Below are 16,687 nucleotides of genomic sequence, written 5' to 3'. Positions count from 1 at the left end.
GGGCGGGAGGGCATGGGGGCTCCTTGATTGCGGTGCGCATTGGGATCGCTACGACTCGTATCCATGGTGGAGCTGGAGGGGCTACGATCGGAAGGTCTTCAACTCTCTAGTTCACACTGCTTTAAGTGGGGGCGACCTTGAAGCGCGTCAACCTTGATCCAACGTCATCTCCCCTTGCGGCCTTCGCCGTTCAACTCCGCAGGTTGCGCGAGGCACGAGGACTGACACAGGTCGGACTCGGCACGCTAGTTCGATACTCCAGCGTGTACATCTCGAACGTGGAGACGGCAAAGCAAGCCCCGAGCTTAAAGTTCGTCCAGCGGGCCGACGAGGCGCTGGCAACCGGTGGCGCACTGGAGCTGCTGTGGTGGAGCTGGAAGAACGGGGCCCTGATCCCGGGATTCCCGGAGTACACCACCAAGGAGCGCGAGGCGATCTGCATACGGCTCTTCGAGACGGGCATGGTGCCGGGCGTCTTCCAACACCCGGACTACTCCGCTGCGTACGAGGCTGCCATCGTGCGCCGAGGTGAGGCCACTCGCACTCAAGCCGATGAACGACTTCAACTTCTCGCTGCTCGCCAGAAGTTGCTTGAGCGAACGCTAACCATCCACGTCGTCCTGGACGAGGCTGTCCTCCGCCGACCGATCGGCGGCCCACGCGTCATGGTGCAGCAGATGACCCGCCTGGAGAGTTTGTCCGCTCAGCCGAACGTCGTTCTTCAAGTGGCACCGTTCAGCCTGGGCGAGGAGCGCCCCTTCTCACACCCGGTAACCCTGCTCACCATGCCCAATCGGGCGATGGTCGGCTACACCGAGACTCTTCAACGCGGCTACCTGGAGCAGGATGGCGAGATCGTCGCGGGCTGGGCAAGAAAGTACGATCGACTCCTGGTGGACGCACTTCCCCGGGCGGACAGCCTGACCATGATTCATGAAGTACGGAAGGAACATGAACGCCATGCACGTTGATCTATCAGGCGCCAAGTGGCGCAAGAGTTCACACAGCAACGGCGGGGGCGGATGCATCGAGGTTGCCGATGGCTACACCGGTGTCATGCCTGTTCGCGACTCCAAGGACCCCTCCGGCCCCGCACTCGTCTTCCCCTTGGATGCCTGGCGGTCCTTCGTCACCGCCGTCCAGGACAGCGAGTTCGGCGCCATCTGACGCGAGCTCATTGCGTGCCCCGACGGGATTTCCCGGTCGGGGCACGCTACTTGGGGCGCCGCGCTACCGTGGCTGACATGAAGCTGAACGCCTCCACCCCCGTGCGCTGGCGCAAGAGCTCCTACAGCAACAACGGGGGTTCATGCGTCGAGGTAGCCCCCGACTTCCCCGGTGTCGTCCCCGTCCGTGACTCCAAGGACCCCGCCGGCCCCGCCCTCGTCTTCCCCTCCGACGCCTGGCACGCCTTCGTCACCGCCGTCCAGGACGACGAGTTCGACATCCTCTGAGACAGCGCCGCGTTGAGCTGACCCGCACGCCTTCCGGCTGATTCGATAGGCGGATGCCCGACGCAGCCACCCCGCCCCCGCCCCCGCCCCCGCTCTCGGAAGTCCTCGGCGTGCGCCGGATCAGGCTCGCCGAGGTCGCCGCTCCTCGCCTCACCGTCGAGGAGCGGCGCGCCCGGGACCAGGTCTGGGCGACCATGGTCCTCGCCAACCCCACGCTCTTCGACGGCCCGGTGGTGGCCTGCTCGGACACCTCGTGGCCCCGCCCCGGTGAACTCCACATCTCCTGGTGCCGGGTGCCCTACCGCCACTACGCCCTGCGCCGCGTCACAAGCTCCACCGCCCCCACCGCGTCCCTCTCCGTCAGCGTCGTCCAGCCCACCGACGACGGCCGCCTGCTCGTCGGCCGGATGGCCCCCACCACCGCCGCCCCCGGGCGCTGGCAGTTCGCCGGCGGTTCCGTCGAACCCCCGCCCGACGGTGAGCGCCTCGACCTCGCCGCCCTGCGCCGCGACGCCGTCCGCGAACTCGCCGAGGAGACCGGAGTCGCCGCCACCCCGCAGGAGTTGGAGCTCTGGGCGGTCACCCGGGGCCAGTACGGGAGCGTCGGCGTGCTGTTCCTCGCCCCGCCCCTCCCCGAGCCCACCCTCCGGGAGCACTTCACCGCCCTCGCGCCCCCGGAGCGGGAGTTGGTCGAACTGGCCTTCGTCCGCTCCCCCACGGACCTCCCGGGCCTCCCGGGCCCGCACGCCGACTACCTGCCCCCGGTCCTCCGCCGCCTCGCCCGTCGGCAGACGGGACAGCCGGGACAGCCGGGGCTCCCCCGGTAGCAGCGCCCCGCTCAGCCTTCCGCGACCGCCGGCTCGATCAGGGACAGCGTCCGGTTGTCCGCGTCCACGTCCGCGCGGACGCCGATCGGCAGCGGCAGGTTCGGCGAGGTGTGACCGAAGTCGACCTGGGCGAGGACCGGGATGTCACGCCGCCCCAGGACATCGAGGACCACCTCGCGCAGTTCCGCGCGCCCTCCGCCGCCCTCGTAGGGCGCGACCTCGGTCGGGATGCCGACCACCATGCCCGCGATCCGGTCCAGCACTCCGGACAGCCTCAGGGTCTGCAGGTCGTTCCAGATCCGCGAGACCGGCCGCTGCACCTCCTCCCAGAACAGCACGGCGCCGTCGAACCGTTCGGCGGGCAGCGCGAACGGCGTCGCCTGCAGGAGGACCAGGCGGTTCAGCAGACCGCCGAACAGCGGCCCCTGCGCGCGGCCCGGCCGCCAGGTCTCCCAAGCCCCCATCCCCGGCAGCGCGCCCGGCGCCTCGGCCTTGGTGAGCACGCGGGTGTAGAGGTCGACGAGCTCGGAGCGGCGGGCCTCGTCGCCCAGCGTGTACCAGTCGCCGCCGAACCCGTGGGTGGCGATGTCGGCGTGGAAGCCGACGAGGCCGGTCCTGGCGTGCAACGCCATGTGCAGCAGGGAGATGTCGCTGTAGCCGAGGATCGGTTTCGGGTCGGCCCGGATCGCGTCCAGGTCGATCAGGTCGAGATAGCCGATGGTCGCCTGTCCGCCGGTGTGCGCGACGACGGCCCGGACCTCCCGGTCCCGGAGCAGCGCATTGAGTTCCCCGGCCTGCTCCGCCGGAGTGCCCGACGCCCACCAGCGGGTCCGCGCCGGGTCGACCATCGGGCTGACCCGCACGCGGAAACCCATCCGTTCGAGCATCGCCACGCCACGGGCGAGCAGCGGCTCCTCACCGGGCTCAAGCTGGCCCGAGGGCGCGGTCACGACCACGAGGTCGCCGGGACGCAGCGCGCGGGGCCGAAGGATCGCGGGCATGGGGGTCTCCTCCTCGTTGATCAACAGGGCGGGCAACAAGGCCCGTGCCGCCGGTATTTCCGACAGCGTTTCCGAAGCCGACCACTCGGCACTCAGACGCCGTCGAAGCGGTGGCGGGCCGACTCGATGGCGCCCAGGTGGCGGTGGGTCCAGTCGCACATGGCGTCGACCGTGGCGCGCAGCCCCCGGCCCGGCTCGGTGAGGGTGTACTCGACGCGCGGCGGCACGGTGGGGTGCACCGTGCGCTCGACCAGGCCGTTGCGCTCCAGCAGGCGCAGGTTCTGGGTGAGCATCTTGTGGCTGATGCCCTCGATCCCGTCGCGCAGCTCGGTGAAGCGCAGGGTGTCGTCCCCCAGCGTCTCGACGATCAGCAGCGCCCACTTGTTGGCGATGTCCGCGAAGATCTCCCGCGCCAGGGAGTCCGCGCGGGCCAGATCCGCGTCGTCCTTCTTGATCGGGCGGGCCGTCGCGCCCCTGAGCTGCTTGGTCACCATGAGGTTCCCCCGTCACCGAAAAGTGCGTTCTTCCACGTCGGCGACCACTCTCCTACGGTGATTGAGTCACTGCAAGAGAGCACGAGGAGGCGGAATCCGCCATGGCCATCACCCTGCTGAACCCCGAGGGACTGCCCAGAATCGACGTCTACCACCAGGTGGCGGTCGCCTCCGGCACACGGACGGTCTACATCGCCGGGCAGGTCGCCTGGGACGCCGACGGGGCCACCGTCGGCGCGGACGACCTGGCGGCCCAGGTCGAGCAGTCCTACCTCAACGTCGGCACCGCCCTGGCCGGCGCGGGCGCGTCCTTCGACGACGTCGCCAAGCTGACCGTCCACGTCGTCGACTGGACGCCCGACAAGATGCCGCTGCTCATGGAGGGCATCGCGCGGGCCGAGGCGAAGCTCGGCACCGCCGCCGCCCCACCGGCCACCCTGCTCGGCGTCGCGGCCCTGGACGTCCCCGAGCACCTCGTCGAGATCGAGGCCATCGCCGTCCTCGACTGAGGCTCCGTACCACCGCTCCCCGCGTGGGAAGTCGGACCCGCCGACTTCCCACGCGCACTACCCTGCGGGGGGACACCACAGAACGATGGTGAAAATGCCGCGCCCCGTGCGGCGGTCTGCAGCAGAATCGGCCCATGGCGGACATGCAGGCGTTCCGGGACGCGGTCAATGACTGGGCGGCGGGTGGTTCCGGGCGGGTGGCCGGGGAGTTGGCCGAGCGGGTGGGGGTGCGGACCGCGGTCCTGGTCGAAGGGCCGAGCGATCTCGCGGCCGTCGAGACGCTGGCCGTCCGGCACGGCCGGGACCTCGCGGGCGACGGGGTGTGCGTGGTCTCCATGGGTGGGGCGATGAACGTCGCCCGTTACGCCGGCCTGCTCGGGCCGCCGGGGTTGGGGCTGCGCCTCGCCGGGCTCTGTGACGAGAACGAACAGGGCTTCTACGAACGGGGGCTGGACCGGGCCGGGGCGCCGCGCGAAGGGTTCTTCGTATGCGTGGCGGACTTGGAGGCGGAGCTGATCCGGGCGCTCGGCGTCGCCAGGGTGGAGGAGATCGTCGAGGCCGAGGGGGACCTCCCGGCCTGGCAGACCTTCGTCCGCCAGCCCGCCCACCAGGGCGGCGTGCCGGAGCGGCAGTTGCGGCGCTTCCTGGGCACCAAGAAGGGTCGCAAGATCCGTTACGGGCACCTGCTGGTCGAGGCGCTGGAGCCCGGGCGGGAACCGGCGCCGCTGCGGGACCTGCTCGCGCACGTCTGACCCGGGCGGGCACGGGCGGGCGGTCAGAACTCGACGGCGTCCAGGTGGTAGGTGGTGTCGATGCCGAATCCGCCGGCCTGCGCCTTGACGGACAGCACGTACTGGCCTGGCGCCAGCGGGTCGAGCGCGCACCACAGGCCCCAGGCGACGCGCGGGATGCCCATCGCCAGGAACCGCTTCGAGGTGAACTCGTGCACCTTCAGCGGGACGCCGTTCAGCGTCGCCTCGACCTCGGAGGCCTCGACCCGCCAGGGCGCGGAGGAGAAGCCGAGGGCGACGCGCTGGGTGTTGAACACCGGGAAGAAGACCGGCCTGCCGGCGGCGATGGGGCAGCGGCGCACCACGCGACCGCCGTAGGTGCCGGCCAGGAACCAGACGTCCTCGGGCTGCCGCCAGCCGGCGAACTCCCCGGTGGTGTCGCCGACCGGGCTGCGCTCCGCCGGGGCCGACAGCGCCCACTTCCACCAGCGTGCGGCGAGTTCCGCGCCCCGGCGGGGGTCCACGGTGTCGGCACCGGTCTCGGGGGAGGCGGCTCCGCCCACGTCAGCTCCTCGGGTTGCACGCGCGCACCGCACATCGGTTCGCCCCGTGACCTTATCCCGGCCGGCCCGGCCCCCACCGAGCGGGAGGGCCGGGCCGGACCGCCCCGGGGGCGCCCCGGGGCCGCTCAGGCGTCCAGGCGGCGGACGGTGATCTCGTACTGGTCCACCGCGCCGTCCCAGCGGACGACCACGGTGCCGCCCTCCGTCTCGTCGTAGTCCACCGCGTCCTCCTCGGCGTCCTCGGCGTCCTCGTCGTCCTCGTCGTCCACCGCGAACGGCACGAAGGCGAGGTCGTGCGACTCCGGGTCGCAGAAGGCGGCGAGGTAGTCCCGGAGGGCCGGGTCGGCCACGCCGGCCACCTGCTCGTGGGCCTCCTCCTCCACCTCGTCGCGGGAGTCGCCGAGGCCGTGCGGCATCCGCTCGGGCGAGGTGGCGGCGGTCAGGCCGGTGGCGGCGCAGAGGGCGTCGAGCAGGGTGTCCCCGGAGGCGAGCCGGGCCTGCCAGAGCGTCCACAGCTCCTGGGGCAGTTCGGCCGAGGCGAGGTCGACGCCGTGGCGCTCGGCGATCCGGCCGAGGTCGGCGCCCAGCAGCGCGCCGCGCCACCGCCCGGCCGCGGACTCCTCGACGGCGGCGGCGAGGTCGGCGGCGAACGGGGCGAGTTCGGCGGGCAGTTCCCGCGACTCGACCCAGAACAGCGACCGGCTCGCGTCGAAGACCAACTCGGTCTCGTCGAGGTCGCCGGGCGGAGTGAGCAGCAGGTGCGAAGTGGTGACCGTCCCCTCCCCCGCGAGCGCGGCCCGGCCGACCCACAGCGGGTCGCGCTCCAGCTCGCTCTCCAGGAGGAAGTTGCCGCCGTAGTAGGCCCCGTACCGGGCGCCGCCGTCCTCGTACACGGCGAGCGGCCGGCCGAGCACCTCCCCGAAGGCCTGGGCGAGGGCGGCGCCCCACTCCTCGGAGCGGACGGGGATCGTGGTGTCATCAAGCGTCATGCCGGGAGTACAGCATGACCAACCGACAAACCGGCCGACAGGGTTGGCTCAGCGGCTGTAGCTCTTGAGGGTCTCGGTGTCCAGCGCGACCCCGAGCCCGGGCAGCTCGACCCGCTCCCCGTAGTCGTAGCTCCGGATCTCCCGGTAGCGGCCCTTGACCGGCTCGCTGTGGACGGCGACGGTGTCGCTGTCCCGGTCGACCAGCAGGTAGACCGGGATGCCGCTCTCGGCGTACGCCCGCGGCTTCTTGACGCGGTCCCGCTCGTCGGCCCGCCGGTCGAAGGAGGTGACCTCCGCGACCAGCAGGACGCCGCGCGCATCGGCCCATTCACCCTGGCCGGCGAAGTACTCGGCGGGCGCGAGCGTGCCGTCCGGGCGCGCGTCGCCGTTCTCGTACGACCGGATGCGCAGGCCCTGTTCGGCGAAGAGCCAGAGATCCGGGCGGTGCCGCGCGCAGGTCCGTTGCAGCCACGCGACGATCTGGCCGTGGTCGCCGTCGGGCGCCGGCTTGACCCCGAGTTCGCCGCCGACGAACTCCAGCGTGACGCCCTGGAGCGCCGCGGTCTCGGCGATGGCCTCGAACGCTTCGAGGCTCATCTGCGGCCGGTCACGGGTGATCACGGCGGCTCCCTCTCCGCAGGCTCCTTCGAGGTACGGCCACCACCGTACGGCAGGGCCGGTCAGCCGGTGGCGCGGACGTAGATGTCGGCGGCGCCGGGGAGGCCGACGGGGTCGGGGGCGATGTAGATGCGGCGGGCGGGGGTGGTGGTGGGGGTGGGGAGTGGCGTGGGGTCGGTGGTGTCGTCCGGGGACGGGGTCGGGGTCGGGGTGGGGGTGGGATCGGGGCCGGGCTCGGCGGCCGGGGCGATGTGTTCGGTGGCTTCGGGTGCGGGGTCGGTGGCCTCGGCGGGGTCCGGGTCGGCGGTGGGGGTGTCGTCGGGCAGGGCCGAGGGGGACGGGGTGGAGGAGGCGGACGGCGAGGTGGTGGGGAGTGGCACGCCCACCTCTGGGGCCTCGGCCGGTTCGTCGCCGCCCAGGGCCTCGGCGAGGTCGCTCGGCAGGGGGGAGACGGCGCCGGGGGTCGGCAGGTCGTAGGTGCGCAGGAAGTCGGGGACGCCGACCTCCCGCCCGCCGGCCAGCCGGTAGTGCAGGTAGGCGACGGGCGAACCGTCCGCCGTGCGCGTGTAGACGGCGCCGACCGGGACGTAGTAGCGGCCCGCGCCCGGGTGCTGGGAGGGGTGGAGGCCGGCCAGCAGTTCGGCGCGGTCGCGGTCGGTCTCGATCGCGCCGCGGCCGACGGTGAGCGCGTTGACGCCCCGGACGGCCAGCGCGGCCAGCACCGACACGAAGATCACCAGGCCGATGGCGACCGTGCGGCGCAGCACCGGCCGGCCGTGCAGTTCGGGCCAGGAGTCGCTGGTCGTGCGTTCCGGCGACGATCCGCCGTCGGGCCCTCGTTGCCTCACTGTTCCCGCTCCCCCGGTCCGTCGGCGTGGCGGCCCGGTACCGGGCCGGCCACTCGTAGTGCTCGACGTGGACCCTACGCTCCGAGTTCCGAAAGGGACCAACCAGCCCGATCGGCCCCCCTCACCCCAGGCCTCACCCCAGGTAGGCCGGGGCCACGGCGGCGTCCAGCAGCCGCTGGGCCGCGCCGGTGCCGTCGGCGGGGACGGTCCACAGGTCGGCGCCGAAGTCGCCGGGCATGGCGTAGAGCAGGGTGTGGTCGTCGGACCAGACGGCCTGGTCGTCGATGGAGCGCTGCTCGGCGGTGGCGGTCTCGGTCATGGTGGCGAGGTCCAGGACGTACAGCCGCCAGGGTGCGTCCTCGGAGACGCCGGAGACCCGCTTCTTGTAGGCGACCCGGGTGCCGTCCGGGGAGAGCGAGGGGCACTCGACGTTCTGGTGCAGGGTGGTGAGGGTGCGGGCGCCGAGGTCGCCGCGGACGAGGTACGTCCGGCCGCCGGTGGCGGCGGTGGCGTAGAAGGCGTTGTCGTCGACGAAGGTCACGCCCCAGATGTTGACGTCGGGCGCGCGGTACGGCCGGCCGTCCTTGATCACGTCGAACTCCTCCAGGTTCTCCCGGAGGTCGCCGTCGCGGACGTCGACGATCGAGGTGCGGGTGGAGAATTCGGTGCCCGCGTAGGAGTCGCCGCTGACGAAGACGGTCCAGGCGGCGAGGTGGCCGGAGGGCGAGACCCGGGAGCGGGTGGGGATGCCGGCGAGCGGGAAGGAGCGCAGTTCGCGCAGGTGGTCGTCGAGGACCACGGCCCGGTAGGTGTCCTGGAGGGCGCCGCGGTCGGCCCGCAGGCAGATGCCGGTGCCGGCGGCGGCGTAGAAGCGCAGGCACTGGACGCCGGAGGAGGTGCGCGGGCCGTCGGGGTGGCCGGCGGGGACGGTGACGATCTCGTCGCGGTGCGGGCCCCAGGCCATGTTGCGGAAGACCAGCTGCCGGGTGGCGGGGTCCTTGAGGGTGACCTCGCCGCGGGTGACGACGGGGCCGCCGGCCTGCGGGCGGTCGCGCTCGGCGGAGCGGTCGGCGGCCCAGAGGACGGCGCCGGTGCCGACCGCGCCGAGCAGGAGGACGGCGACCAGCAGGATCAGCACCCGGGTGCGGTTGGGGAGGGGGGCGGTGGTCACGAGGTCACCTCGGAGTCGTCGGTCGTGGGGGTGGCGGGCACACGCGGCACGGCGGGCTCGCGCAGCACGAACGCCGCCCCGGTGACGCAGCCGGCCAGCGCCAGCGCCGACCAGGCCAGCGCGGCGGTGCCGCCGACCGCGCTCCACAGCGCGCCGAACACCAGCGAGCAGGCGAACCGGGCGAGCGCCTGCCCGGTGCCGACCAGGGCGAGGCCGGCGCCGCGCTGCCCGGCGGGGACGGTGTCGGCCGCGGCGGCGGCGAGCACGCCGTCCGTGGCGGCGTAGAAGGCGCCGTGCAGCAGCAGGACGCAGCCCACCACGGCCGGGCCGTCGAGCGGCGACAGCAGCAGCCCGTACGCGAGCAGCAGGACGCCGTGGCCGGCCAGGAACAGCCGGCGGCGGCCGATCCGGTCGGCGAGCGCGCCGAGCGGCACGGCGAGCAGCAGGAAGGCCCCGGCGGTGCCGAGCGGGAGCAGCGGGAAGTACTCGGTGGCGAGGCCGAGCCGGCGCTGGACCAGCAGGTAGAGGAAGGAGTCGCTGACGGTGGTGAGGCCGAGCAGCACGGCGCACACGGCGAGCCGGCGCAGCCCGGGGACGCGCAGCAGCGCGAGGCCGTCCCGCAGACGGGGGCGGGCGTCGGACGCCTCGGTGTCGGACGATTCGGCGCCGGACGCCTCGGCCCCGCCCGGGCGGTTCGGCACGAAGAGCAGCAGGACGAGGACGCCGAGCACCGCGACGCAGGCGCTGACCGCGAACACCGCGTGATAGCCCTGCTGCTGGCCGCCGTCGGCGAGCAGCGGACCGCCGGCCGTCCGGAGCACCAGGAAGGCGCCGAGCGGCCCGAGCAGCGCGCCGGCCGTGTCCATCGCCCGGTGCACGCCGAACGCCCGGCCGCGGTGGGCGGGTTCGGTGGCGAGCGAGATCATCGCGTCGCGCGGGGCGGTGCGCAGGCCCTTGCCGGTGCGGTCGACGGCGAGGACGGCGCCGATCAGCGGCACGGTGTGGACGAGCAGCAGCAGCGGTTTGCAGAGCGCCGAGAGGCCGTAGCCGACGGCGGCGACGGCCTTGTGCCGGGGCGCGCCGTCGCGCCCGCGCCGGTCGGCGAGGTGGCCGCCGGCCAGCCGGACGAGGGCGCTGAAGCCGTTCTGGATGCCGTCGAGCAGGCCGAAGCCGAGCGGGGACAGGCCGAGGCCGGTGAGCAGGTAGAGCGGCAGGACGGCGCTGACCATCTCGGAGGAGACGTCGGTGACCAGGCTGACCACGCCCAGGGCCACCACGGTGCCGGGGACGGCCGCCCGGGCGGCCGTGCGGCGTCCGTCGCCGGGGTGGGGTCCGTCGCCGGTGCGGGGTCCGTCGGCGGCCTCCCGCCGCCCCGGCCGGGTCTCGGCCGGGGCGACGGGGGCCTTGGAACTGCGGGAGTCCGCGACGTACACGGGCGTCAGTTCCAGATGCCGGTGATGGTGGCGGCGGTGGCGGCGTTGCCCGCGTGGCTGGTCAGGCCCGCGAGGTCCTCCAGGGTGCGCAGCACGTTGTAGTGGTTGTAGGTGGTGGCGGTGGTGGCGCCGGGGGTGACGTGGGCGCCGTAGAAGACGGTGGGGATGCGGTTGCCGGAGAGGCGGTTGTCCTCGTCGAAGGTGACGACGAGCAGGCTGTTGTTGGCCTTGGCCCAGGTGGCGTAGGCGCCGAGCTTGTTCTTGATCCAGGTGTCGCCGGTGGAGACCGAGCAGTCGTGCATGTCGTTGCACAGGTCGGGGACGACGAAGGAGACCTTCGGCAGGCTCGCGAAGTTCGTCGGGAACTGCGTCATGGTGAACGCGGTGTTGGTCGGCACGTTGCTGAAGCCGAACCACGGGTTGTGCTTCTGCGCGTACTTGCCGCTGGAACAGACGGTCGAGCCCTGGCTGGGCAGGCCCTCGTTGTAGCTGCCCCAGGTCTGGCCGACGGCGATCAGCTCGGAGGCGAGGTTCGGCTTGTTGATCGAGCCGACGGAGACGCAGCTGTCGTCGGTGCGGCCCTGGTTGGAGCCGGAGAACAGCTGGTAGTAGTTGGGCTCGCTGGGGTGGGTGAGCCCGAAGGACTGGGTGAGGGTGGCGCCGCCGGCCTTGAGGGTGTTGTTGATGTACGGCGCGCTGGAGCTGCCGATGACCTGGGTGTAGGCGTGGTTCTCCAGGACGACGACGACCACGTGGTCCGGGGCGGGCAGGGCGGCGGCCTGGGCGGTGGTGCCGGTGGCGGCCCAGAGGCCGAGCGAGCCGGCGACCAGGGCGAGGCCAGCGGCCGAGGCGGTCAGCCTGCGGCGGCGGGGGTGGGGGCGGCCGGGGACGGCGCCCTCGGTGGTGGCGCTCATGTCAACAGTATCCGGGGTCTCGGGCATGGTGTCCTCCGTTGGTCGGGAACGGCGGCCGGGCGGAGCGGGCTTCCCGGCCGCGGGGAAGTGCCGGGCGGTGGTGCCGGGTGGTGCCGGATGGGGATGAGGACCGCCGGCCAGGGAACCGGCGGTGTCGGAGCGCCGCAAACAGTAGGAGGGCCGCGGTGGCGCGGGCCCCGGCCGCCGGGTGAAGACCAGGCGAACAGGGATCGCTGGCCGAGCTTCGCCGTCGGAGGTGTGCCGACGTACGTCACAAGCGGCGCGATTGACCCGTCCGTCGCGGGCGTGGTGGGATTCCGGCAGTCCTCGGGCGCCCGGAATCGCCCTGACCTGGACATTCCGGCCGACGGGCGAGCGGCGGATTTCGGCCGCCCCGGGTGGCCGCCGACCGGGGCCGCCGGGCACCCGGCCCTCGGTCAGGTGTCGGGCGGATGGCGCGGAGGAGCGGAAGGTGAGCGGGGAGTGAGCGCGGCGTGAGGGATCCGGACGGCGGCGGCCGCGACGCCGGGGAAACCCCGGGCGCCCGGAGCACTCGCGGCACTGGGAGTACGCGGAGCGTTCGGGGGGCGCGTGATCCGCAGCGCGCCCGGGGCGCGCACGGCGCTTCGGCTGGCGACGGGCGGCTCGTGATCGGGGTCGGCGTACGCGGGGCGGCGACGGACGCGGAACTGCTGGACCTCATCCGGCGGACGCTCGACGGTGCCGGACTGCCGTCCGGGGCCGTCGCCGCGCTCGCCACCCTGACGGGCAAGGGCGGCCACCCCGCCGTCCGTACGGCCGCGACCGTGCTCGGGGTGCCGGTGGTCGAGTACCCGGCCGGGGTGCTGGCGGCCGTCCCGGTGCCGAACCCGTCCGGCGCCGTCGGCGACGCCGTCGGGACGGTCAGCGTGGCCGAGGCGGCGGCGCTGGCGGCGGGAGCCGGCGAACTGCTCGTCCCCAAGCGGAAGTCGGCGTCCGCGACGGTCGCCGTCGCCCGCGTCCCGTACTCGCACCCGCCGCAACCCCACCCGCAGAACGCAGGAGAGCACCCGTGACCCCCCACACCCCCGCCGAACCCGACCTGCGCCACCACGGGGACGCCGAAGTGCGTGCCGACGGCGCCGGCCTGGTCGACCTCGCCGTCAACGTCCGCACCGGCACGCCCCCGCCGTGGCTGCGCGAACGCCTCGCCGCCACGCTCGCCGACCTCGCCGCGTACCCCGACGGCACCGCCGCGCGCGCCGCCGTCGCCGAGCGGCACGGCCGCCCGGTGGACGAGGTGCTGCTCACCTCCGGCGCCGCCGAGGCGTTCGTCCTGCTCGCCCGCGTGCTGACACCTCGTCACACCGTCGTGGTGCACCCGCAGTTCACCGAACCCGAGGCCGCCCTGCGGGACGCCGGGCACCAGGTGCGACGAGTCCTGCTCTCCCCCGCTGAGGGCTTCCGGCTGACCGGGGACGCGGTGCCGGAGGAGGCCGACCTGGTCGTGCTCGGCAACCCCACCAACCCGACCTCCGTCCTCCACCCGGCCGCCGCCGTCGCCGCCCTCGCCCGGCCCGGCCGCACCCTGGTGATCGACGAGGCGTTCATGGACACCGTGCCCGGGGAGCGCGAAACGCTGGCCTCCGTACGGGAGTTGCCGGGCCGGGTGGTCGTCCTGCGCAGCCTCACCAAGACCTGGGGGCTGGCCGGCCTGCGGATCGGCTACGTGCTCGGCCCGGCGCCGCTGATCGCCGCCCTGGCCGCCGCCCAGCCGCTCTGGCCGGTGTCCACCCCGGCGCTGGTCGCGGCCGGGGCCTGCTCGACCCCGGCGGCGCTCGCCGAGGCCGAACAGGCCGCGCACGAACTCGCGCTCCATCGCGACCACCTGCTCAAGGGCCTGGCCGCCTTCCCGGAGGTCCGGGTGCACGGCGAACCGGCGGCGTCCTTCGTCCTGGTCGAGCTGCCCGGCGCGGACGCCGTCCGCGACCGGCTGCGCGCGCTCGGCTTCGCCGTCCGACGGGGCGACACCTTCCCCGGCCTCGGCCCGGACTGGCTGCGCGTCGCCGTCCGGGACGAGGCCACCACGGACGGCTTCCTGGCCGCCCTCGCGGTCGCGCTCGGGGACGCCCGAGGGGACGCCCGAGGGGACGCCCGGAGGGACGCCCCGGAACGGCCCTGACCTCCGGTCACTCACAGTCGGCCGGCTGATCGGTCGGCCGCTCGGCCGGTTCCGGGCGGGCCGCGACGGTGCGGGGGTGCGGGGCCTCGAAACCGGGCGGTTCGGTGGTCCCGCGGCCGACGCAGCCGGGCAGCGGTAACGGCAACGGCAGCGGCCCGGCAGAGGCCTCGGTGGTGGACGCGGGCGGGTACGACTCCCCCGGCACCGTGACCATGATCGGTGCCGAGCGCCCGCCGCCCCCGCCGTCCGCCGAGGTCGCGAGCAGCACCGCCGCCGTCGCCCCGGCCGTGGCGACCACCGCCCACCGCACCGCCCGGAGCACCCGGCCACGCACCGCCGCCCAGCCCGCCGTCGCTCCCGCCGTCCCGCCGAACTGCCGGTGTCCGTCGTCCATCCCGGTCGCCTCCTCGGACTCGGTTCCGGTGGGGATGTGACCCCTCAGTGCGGCAACCGGTTCCCTCCCAGCCGGAATTCGGCCCCTTCGGACCTACCCGCCGAGGCGAGGGCCATGCGGGCGGGCCCGGCAGCGGTCCGGAACAGAATCAAGATATTTCCCGCACCACCCCGTGAACGAGTCCGTCGTACGGTCGTACTACGCCGGTGACCCGCACCGGCGGTCAACTTCCTGGGGGAACCAGCACCATGCGTTCGCGCCGTCTCGCTCTCACCGCCATCGCCGTCGCGGCGCTCGCCGTCACCGCCACCGCCTGCGGCCCGGACAACAGCGGCACCGGCTCCACCGCGTCGAGCCCGGCCGCGACCGCCGCGACCGCCGCGCCGACGCCGGCCGGCACCGCCGCACCGGCCGGCACCGCCGCGCCCGCCGGTACCGCGTCCGCCAAGCCCACCACGCCCGCCGGCGCCCCGGCCACCGTGCCCGCCACCGGGAAGCCCTCCGCCACCGGCGAGGCCGCCGGCACCTGCCACACCAAGGACGTCGTGCTCACCGCCAAGACCGAGTCCCAGGCGGGCGGTTACCTCCTGATCACCGTCAAGGCCAAGCCGGGCGTCACCTGCACGCTGCCCGCCCGCCGCCCCGTCATCGCCTTCGGCTCGGGCGGCATCGAGGCGGGCAAGGCCGAGCAGGCCGCCGCCCAGCCGATCAAGCTCAGCGGCTCGGAGGCCGCGTACGCGGGCGTCCTGACCAAGACCACCAAGGACAACCAGGCCGTCCAGTTCACCGACGTCATCGTGGCCGTCGGCGACCCGGACCCCGACCCGGTCAGCCTGCCGATCGGCGGCCCGACCAACGTCGACAAGCCGATCGTCACCAACTGGCACAACCTGCCGGCGGACGCCGTGCCCGTCCACTGACCCGACGGCACGAAAACGCCTGGTCAGGCGGCGGGGAGCTCTGCTTGGATCCGGCCATGACCACGGAACCGCCGGACGGCTACGAGATCTCCACCGACCCCGCCCGCCTCGACCCGGCCCTGATCCACCAGTGGCTGTCCGAGGACGCCTACTGGGCACTCGGCCGCAGCCGCGAGAAGCAGGACCGCGCCATCGCCGGATCCCTCAACTTCGGCGTCTACGCGCGCCCGTCCGGCGCCCAGCTCGGTTACGCGCGGGTTGCCACGGACTACGCCACCTTCGCCTGGCTCTGCGACGTTTACATCGCCCCGGCCGCTCGCGGCCGGGGCCTCGGCACCGCCCTCGCCGCCGCCGTCCGCGACCACCTCGCGCCGTACGGGCTGCGCCGCATCATGCTCGCCGCCGCCGACGCCCACCCGTGTACGCGAGGGTGGGCTTCGAGCCGCTGACCGCACCGGAGAAGTGGATGGTCCTGGGCGTGCAGTGACGGACCGGTCAATGCCTGAACGCCCGCAGGGCCTCCCCCGGTGACGGGGGAGGCCCTGCGGGCGTATGTGCTACTGCTGCGTGCCGTCCCGCCTGTCGGCGGGCCGGGATCAGATCTGGCCGGCCTTCTCCAGGGCGGCGCAGCAGGTGTTGATCAGCAGGCGGGTGACGACGTAGGGGTCGACGTTCGCGTTCGGGCGACGGTCCTCGATGTAGCCCTTCTGCTCCACCTCGACCTGCCACGGGATGCGGACCGAGGCACCGCGGTCGGAGACGCCGTACGAGTAGACGTTCCACGGAGCGGTCTCGTGCTTGCCGGTCAGGCGGGACTCGATGTCGGCACCGTACTGGGTGACGTGCTCCAGGACCTTCTCCTGGGAGGAGCCGAGCGACTCGCAGGCGGTGATGATCGCCTCGTAGCCCTCGCGCATCGCCTTGGTGGAGAAGTTGGTGTGCGCGCCGGCGCCGTTCCAGTCGCCGCGGGCAGGCTTCGCGTCGAGGGTGGCGTCGATGCCGAACTCCTCGGCGGTGCGGTAGAGCAGGTAGCGGGCGATCCACATGTCGTCGGAGACGGTCAGGGCGTCGACCGGGCCGATCTGGAACTCCCACTGGCCGGGCATGACCTCGGCGTTGATGCCGCAGATCGCCAGGCCGGCGTCGAGGCAGCGGTCGAGGTGCAGCTCGACGATCTCGCGACCGAAGACCTCCTCGGCGCCGACGCCGCAGTAGTAGCCGCCCTGCGGGGCCGGGAAGCCGCCCTCGGGGAAGCCGAGCGGGCGGGAGCCCTTGAAGAAGGTGTACTCCTGCTCGATGCCGAAGATCGCCTCCTGCGAGGCGAACTGCTCGGCCACGACGCGCAGCAGCGAGCGGGTGTTCGACTCGTGCGGGGTGCCGTCGATCTCGTTGACCTCGCACAGGACGAGGATGTTGTCGCCACCGCGGATCGGGTCCTTGACGACCTTCACCGGCTCCAGCACGCGGTCCGAGGCGTGGCCCTCGGCCTGGTTGGTCGAGGAACCGTCGAAGCCCCAGGTGGGGATCTTGTCGGCGTTCGGCAGGACCCGAGTCTTGGAACGGAGCTTGGCGGTCGGCTTCGTGCCGTCGATCCAGATGTACTCGGCCTTGATTGCCACGGCGGTGTACCTCGCAACTTGAGTGGTGGGTGCCCGCGTAG

General features: G+C 73.3%; 20 protein-coding genes and 1 pseudogene. 10 read left to right on the top strand and 11 right to left on the bottom strand.

Annotated features, from left to right (window positions below; genetic code table 11):
• The first annotated feature begins 125 nt into the window (after nucleotides 1-125).
• From ACFP3U_RS26100 to ACFP3U_RS26085, 4 genes are all read left to right on the top strand, one after another.
• Nucleotides 126-971, top strand: a complete 846-nt coding sequence (locus ACFP3U_RS26100; protein ID WP_380228099.1) for a helix-turn-helix domain-containing protein — start codon at nucleotides 126-128, stop codon at nucleotides 969-971.
• Complete coding sequence (locus tag ACFP3U_RS26095) at nucleotides 934-1,167, top strand: DUF397 domain-containing protein (RefSeq protein WP_380228098.1); 234 nt, start codon at nucleotides 934-936, stop codon at nucleotides 1,165-1,167. Before ACFP3U_RS26100 ends, ACFP3U_RS26095 begins: the two co-directional genes overlap by 38 nt.
• 77 nt (nucleotides 1,168-1,244) lie before the next feature.
• Entirely contained in the window at nucleotides 1,245-1,454 is a 210-nt protein-coding gene (locus ACFP3U_RS26090) for a DUF397 domain-containing protein (RefSeq protein ID WP_380228097.1), read from the top strand.
• 53 nt (nucleotides 1,455-1,507) lie between these two features.
• Entirely contained in the window at nucleotides 1,508-2,281 is a 774-nt protein-coding gene (locus ACFP3U_RS26085; protein ID WP_380228096.1) for an NUDIX domain-containing protein, read from the top strand.
• 11 nt (nucleotides 2,282-2,292) lie between these two features.
• Here ACFP3U_RS26085 and ACFP3U_RS26080 read toward each other — a convergent pair whose 3' ends face one another.
• Together ACFP3U_RS26080 and ACFP3U_RS26075 are read right to left on the bottom strand one after the other, a co-directional pair.
• Nucleotides 2,293-3,282 (bottom strand): S66 peptidase family protein, encoded by a 990-nt coding sequence (locus ACFP3U_RS26080; protein WP_380228095.1) that lies wholly within the window; start codon nucleotides 3,280-3,282, stop codon nucleotides 2,293-2,295.
• A 92-nt stretch (nucleotides 3,283-3,374) separates the two neighbouring features.
• Nucleotides 3,375-3,776: a winged helix-turn-helix transcriptional regulator gene (locus ACFP3U_RS26075; protein WP_380228094.1), complete on the bottom strand. Its 402-nt coding sequence runs from the start codon at nucleotides 3,774-3,776 to the stop codon at nucleotides 3,375-3,377.
• A 101-nt stretch (nucleotides 3,777-3,877) separates the two neighbouring features.
• Between ACFP3U_RS26075 and ACFP3U_RS26070 the strand changes: the two genes are divergently transcribed.
• Nucleotides 3,878-4,285: a RidA family protein gene (locus ACFP3U_RS26070; RefSeq protein ID WP_380228093.1), complete on the top strand. Its 408-nt coding sequence runs from the start codon at nucleotides 3,878-3,880 to the stop codon at nucleotides 4,283-4,285.
• Between the two features lie 134 nt (nucleotides 4,286-4,419).
• A complete protein-coding gene (locus ACFP3U_RS26065; RefSeq protein ID WP_380228092.1) occupies nucleotides 4,420-5,037 on the top strand; it encodes a TOPRIM nucleotidyl transferase/hydrolase domain-containing protein in 618 nt (205 codons plus the stop codon).
• A gap of 23 nt (nucleotides 5,038-5,060) precedes the next feature.
• Here the strand turns inward: ACFP3U_RS26065 and ACFP3U_RS26060 are convergent, their stop codons facing one another.
• The 7 genes from ACFP3U_RS26060 to ACFP3U_RS26030 all read right to left on the bottom strand — a co-directional run bounded on the left by ACFP3U_RS26060 (nucleotide 5,061) and on the right by ACFP3U_RS26030 (nucleotide 11,552).
• Nucleotides 5,061-5,579 (bottom strand): hypothetical protein, encoded by a 519-nt coding sequence (locus ACFP3U_RS26060; RefSeq protein ID WP_380228091.1) that lies wholly within the window; start codon nucleotides 5,577-5,579, stop codon nucleotides 5,061-5,063.
• 125 nt (nucleotides 5,580-5,704) lie between these two features.
• A complete protein-coding gene (locus ACFP3U_RS26055; RefSeq protein WP_380228090.1) occupies nucleotides 5,705-6,568 on the bottom strand; it encodes a hypothetical protein in 864 nt (287 codons plus the stop codon).
• A 48-nt stretch (nucleotides 6,569-6,616) separates the two neighbouring features.
• Nucleotides 6,617-7,189, bottom strand: a complete 573-nt coding sequence (locus ACFP3U_RS26050; protein ID WP_380228089.1) for a Uma2 family endonuclease — start codon at nucleotides 7,187-7,189, stop codon at nucleotides 6,617-6,619.
• Between the two features lie 59 nt (nucleotides 7,190-7,248).
• On the bottom strand, nucleotides 7,249-8,034 hold the full coding sequence (locus tag ACFP3U_RS26045; protein WP_380228088.1) for a hypothetical protein: 786 nt from the start codon (nucleotides 8,032-8,034) through the stop codon (nucleotides 7,249-7,251).
• A 133-nt stretch (nucleotides 8,035-8,167) separates the two neighbouring features.
• Nucleotides 8,168-9,205, bottom strand: a complete 1,038-nt coding sequence (locus tag ACFP3U_RS26040) for a TolB family protein (RefSeq protein WP_380228087.1) — start codon at nucleotides 9,203-9,205, stop codon at nucleotides 8,168-8,170.
• The gene (locus tag ACFP3U_RS26035; protein ID WP_380228085.1) at nucleotides 9,202-10,638 is read right to left on the bottom strand and encodes an MFS transporter; all 1,437 of its coding nucleotides are present in this window, start codon (nucleotides 10,636-10,638) and stop codon (nucleotides 9,202-9,204) included. The genes ACFP3U_RS26040 and ACFP3U_RS26035 overlap by 4 nt, the downstream gene beginning before the upstream one ends.
• A 5-nt stretch (nucleotides 10,639-10,643) precedes the next feature.
• Nucleotides 10,644-11,552: an alkaline phosphatase family protein gene (locus ACFP3U_RS26030; RefSeq protein WP_380228084.1), complete on the bottom strand. Its 909-nt coding sequence runs from the start codon at nucleotides 11,550-11,552 to the stop codon at nucleotides 10,644-10,646.
• Nucleotides 11,553-12,199: 647 nt separating this feature from the next.
• On the opposite strand from ACFP3U_RS26030, the gene ACFP3U_RS26025 reads away from it, so the two are divergent.
• Both ACFP3U_RS26025 and cobC read left to right on the top strand, forming a co-directional pair.
• Nucleotides 12,200-12,607: a cobalamin biosynthesis protein gene (locus ACFP3U_RS26025; RefSeq protein WP_380228083.1), complete on the top strand. Its 408-nt coding sequence runs from the start codon at nucleotides 12,200-12,202 to the stop codon at nucleotides 12,605-12,607.
• The gene (gene cobC, locus ACFP3U_RS26020) at nucleotides 12,604-13,713 is read left to right on the top strand and encodes an Rv2231c family pyridoxal phosphate-dependent protein CobC (RefSeq protein ID WP_380228082.1); all 1,110 of its coding nucleotides are present in this window, start codon (nucleotides 12,604-12,606) and stop codon (nucleotides 13,711-13,713) included. The genes ACFP3U_RS26025 and cobC overlap by 4 nt, the downstream gene beginning before the upstream one ends.
• 7 nt (nucleotides 13,714-13,720) lie before the next feature.
• On the opposite strand, the gene ACFP3U_RS26015 is transcribed toward cobC, so the two are convergent.
• A complete protein-coding gene (locus ACFP3U_RS26015) occupies nucleotides 13,721-14,107 on the bottom strand; it encodes a hypothetical protein (protein WP_380228081.1) in 387 nt (128 codons plus the stop codon).
• 248 nt (nucleotides 14,108-14,355) lie between these two features.
• On the opposite strand from ACFP3U_RS26015, the gene ACFP3U_RS26010 reads away from it, so the two are divergent.
• The gene (locus ACFP3U_RS26010; RefSeq protein ID WP_380228079.1) at nucleotides 14,356-15,027 is read left to right on the top strand and encodes a DUF4232 domain-containing protein; all 672 of its coding nucleotides are present in this window, start codon (nucleotides 14,356-14,358) and stop codon (nucleotides 15,025-15,027) included.
• Between the two features lie 56 nt (nucleotides 15,028-15,083).
• Nucleotides 15,084-15,514: pseudogene (locus tag ACFP3U_RS26005) on the top strand (GNAT family N-acetyltransferase).
• Between the two features lie 109 nt (nucleotides 15,515-15,623).
• Here ACFP3U_RS26005 and glnII read toward each other — a convergent pair.
• The gene (glnII, locus tag ACFP3U_RS26000; protein WP_380228078.1) at nucleotides 15,624-16,646 is read right to left on the bottom strand and encodes a glutamine synthetase; all 1,023 of its coding nucleotides are present in this window, start codon (nucleotides 16,644-16,646) and stop codon (nucleotides 15,624-15,626) included.
• Nucleotides 16,647-16,687 lie beyond the last annotated feature (41 nt).

Origin of the sequence: Kitasatospora misakiensis (assembly GCF_042656005.1) — a bacterium.
In the GTDB taxonomy this organism is placed as follows: domain Bacteria; phylum Actinomycetota; class Actinomycetes; order Streptomycetales; family Streptomycetaceae; genus Kitasatospora; species Kitasatospora misakiensis.
The sequence above is the reverse complement of the archived record's forward strand: the minus strand, read 5'-3'. Positions and strand labels throughout refer to the sequence as shown.

Bases quoted from the DNA above. Each gene is read 5' to 3' on its own strand.
- ACFP3U_RS26095 (WP_380228098.1), top strand. From the start codon at position 934: ATGAAGTACGGAAGGAACATGAACGCCATGCACGTTGATCTATCAGGC.
- ACFP3U_RS26090 (WP_380228097.1), top strand. From the start codon at position 1,245: ATGAAGCTGAACGCCTCCACCCCCGTGCGCTGGCGCAAGAGCTCCTAC.
- ACFP3U_RS26085 (WP_380228096.1), top strand. From the start codon at position 1,508: ATGCCCGACGCAGCCACCCCGCCCCCGCCCCCGCCCCCGCTCTCGGAA.
- ACFP3U_RS26080 (WP_380228095.1), bottom strand. From the start codon at position 3,282: ATGCCCGCGATCCTTCGGCCCCGCGCGCTGCGTCCCGGCGACCTCGTG.
- ACFP3U_RS26075 (WP_380228094.1), bottom strand. From the start codon at position 3,776: ATGGTGACCAAGCAGCTCAGGGGCGCGACGGCCCGCCCGATCAAGAAG.
- ACFP3U_RS26070 (WP_380228093.1), top strand. From the start codon at position 3,878: ATGGCCATCACCCTGCTGAACCCCGAGGGACTGCCCAGAATCGACGTC.
- ACFP3U_RS26065 (WP_380228092.1), top strand. From the start codon at position 4,420: ATGGCGGACATGCAGGCGTTCCGGGACGCGGTCAATGACTGGGCGGCG.
- ACFP3U_RS26055 (WP_380228090.1), bottom strand. From the start codon at position 6,568: ATGACGCTTGATGACACCACGATCCCCGTCCGCTCCGAGGAGTGGGGC.
- ACFP3U_RS26030 (WP_380228084.1), bottom strand. From the start codon at position 11,552: ATGAGCGCCACCACCGAGGGCGCCGTCCCCGGCCGCCCCCACCCCCGC.
- ACFP3U_RS26015 (WP_380228081.1), bottom strand. From the start codon at position 14,107: ATGGACGACGGACACCGGCAGTTCGGCGGGACGGCGGGAGCGACGGCG.
- ACFP3U_RS26010 (WP_380228079.1), top strand. From the start codon at position 14,356: ATGCGTTCGCGCCGTCTCGCTCTCACCGCCATCGCCGTCGCGGCGCTC.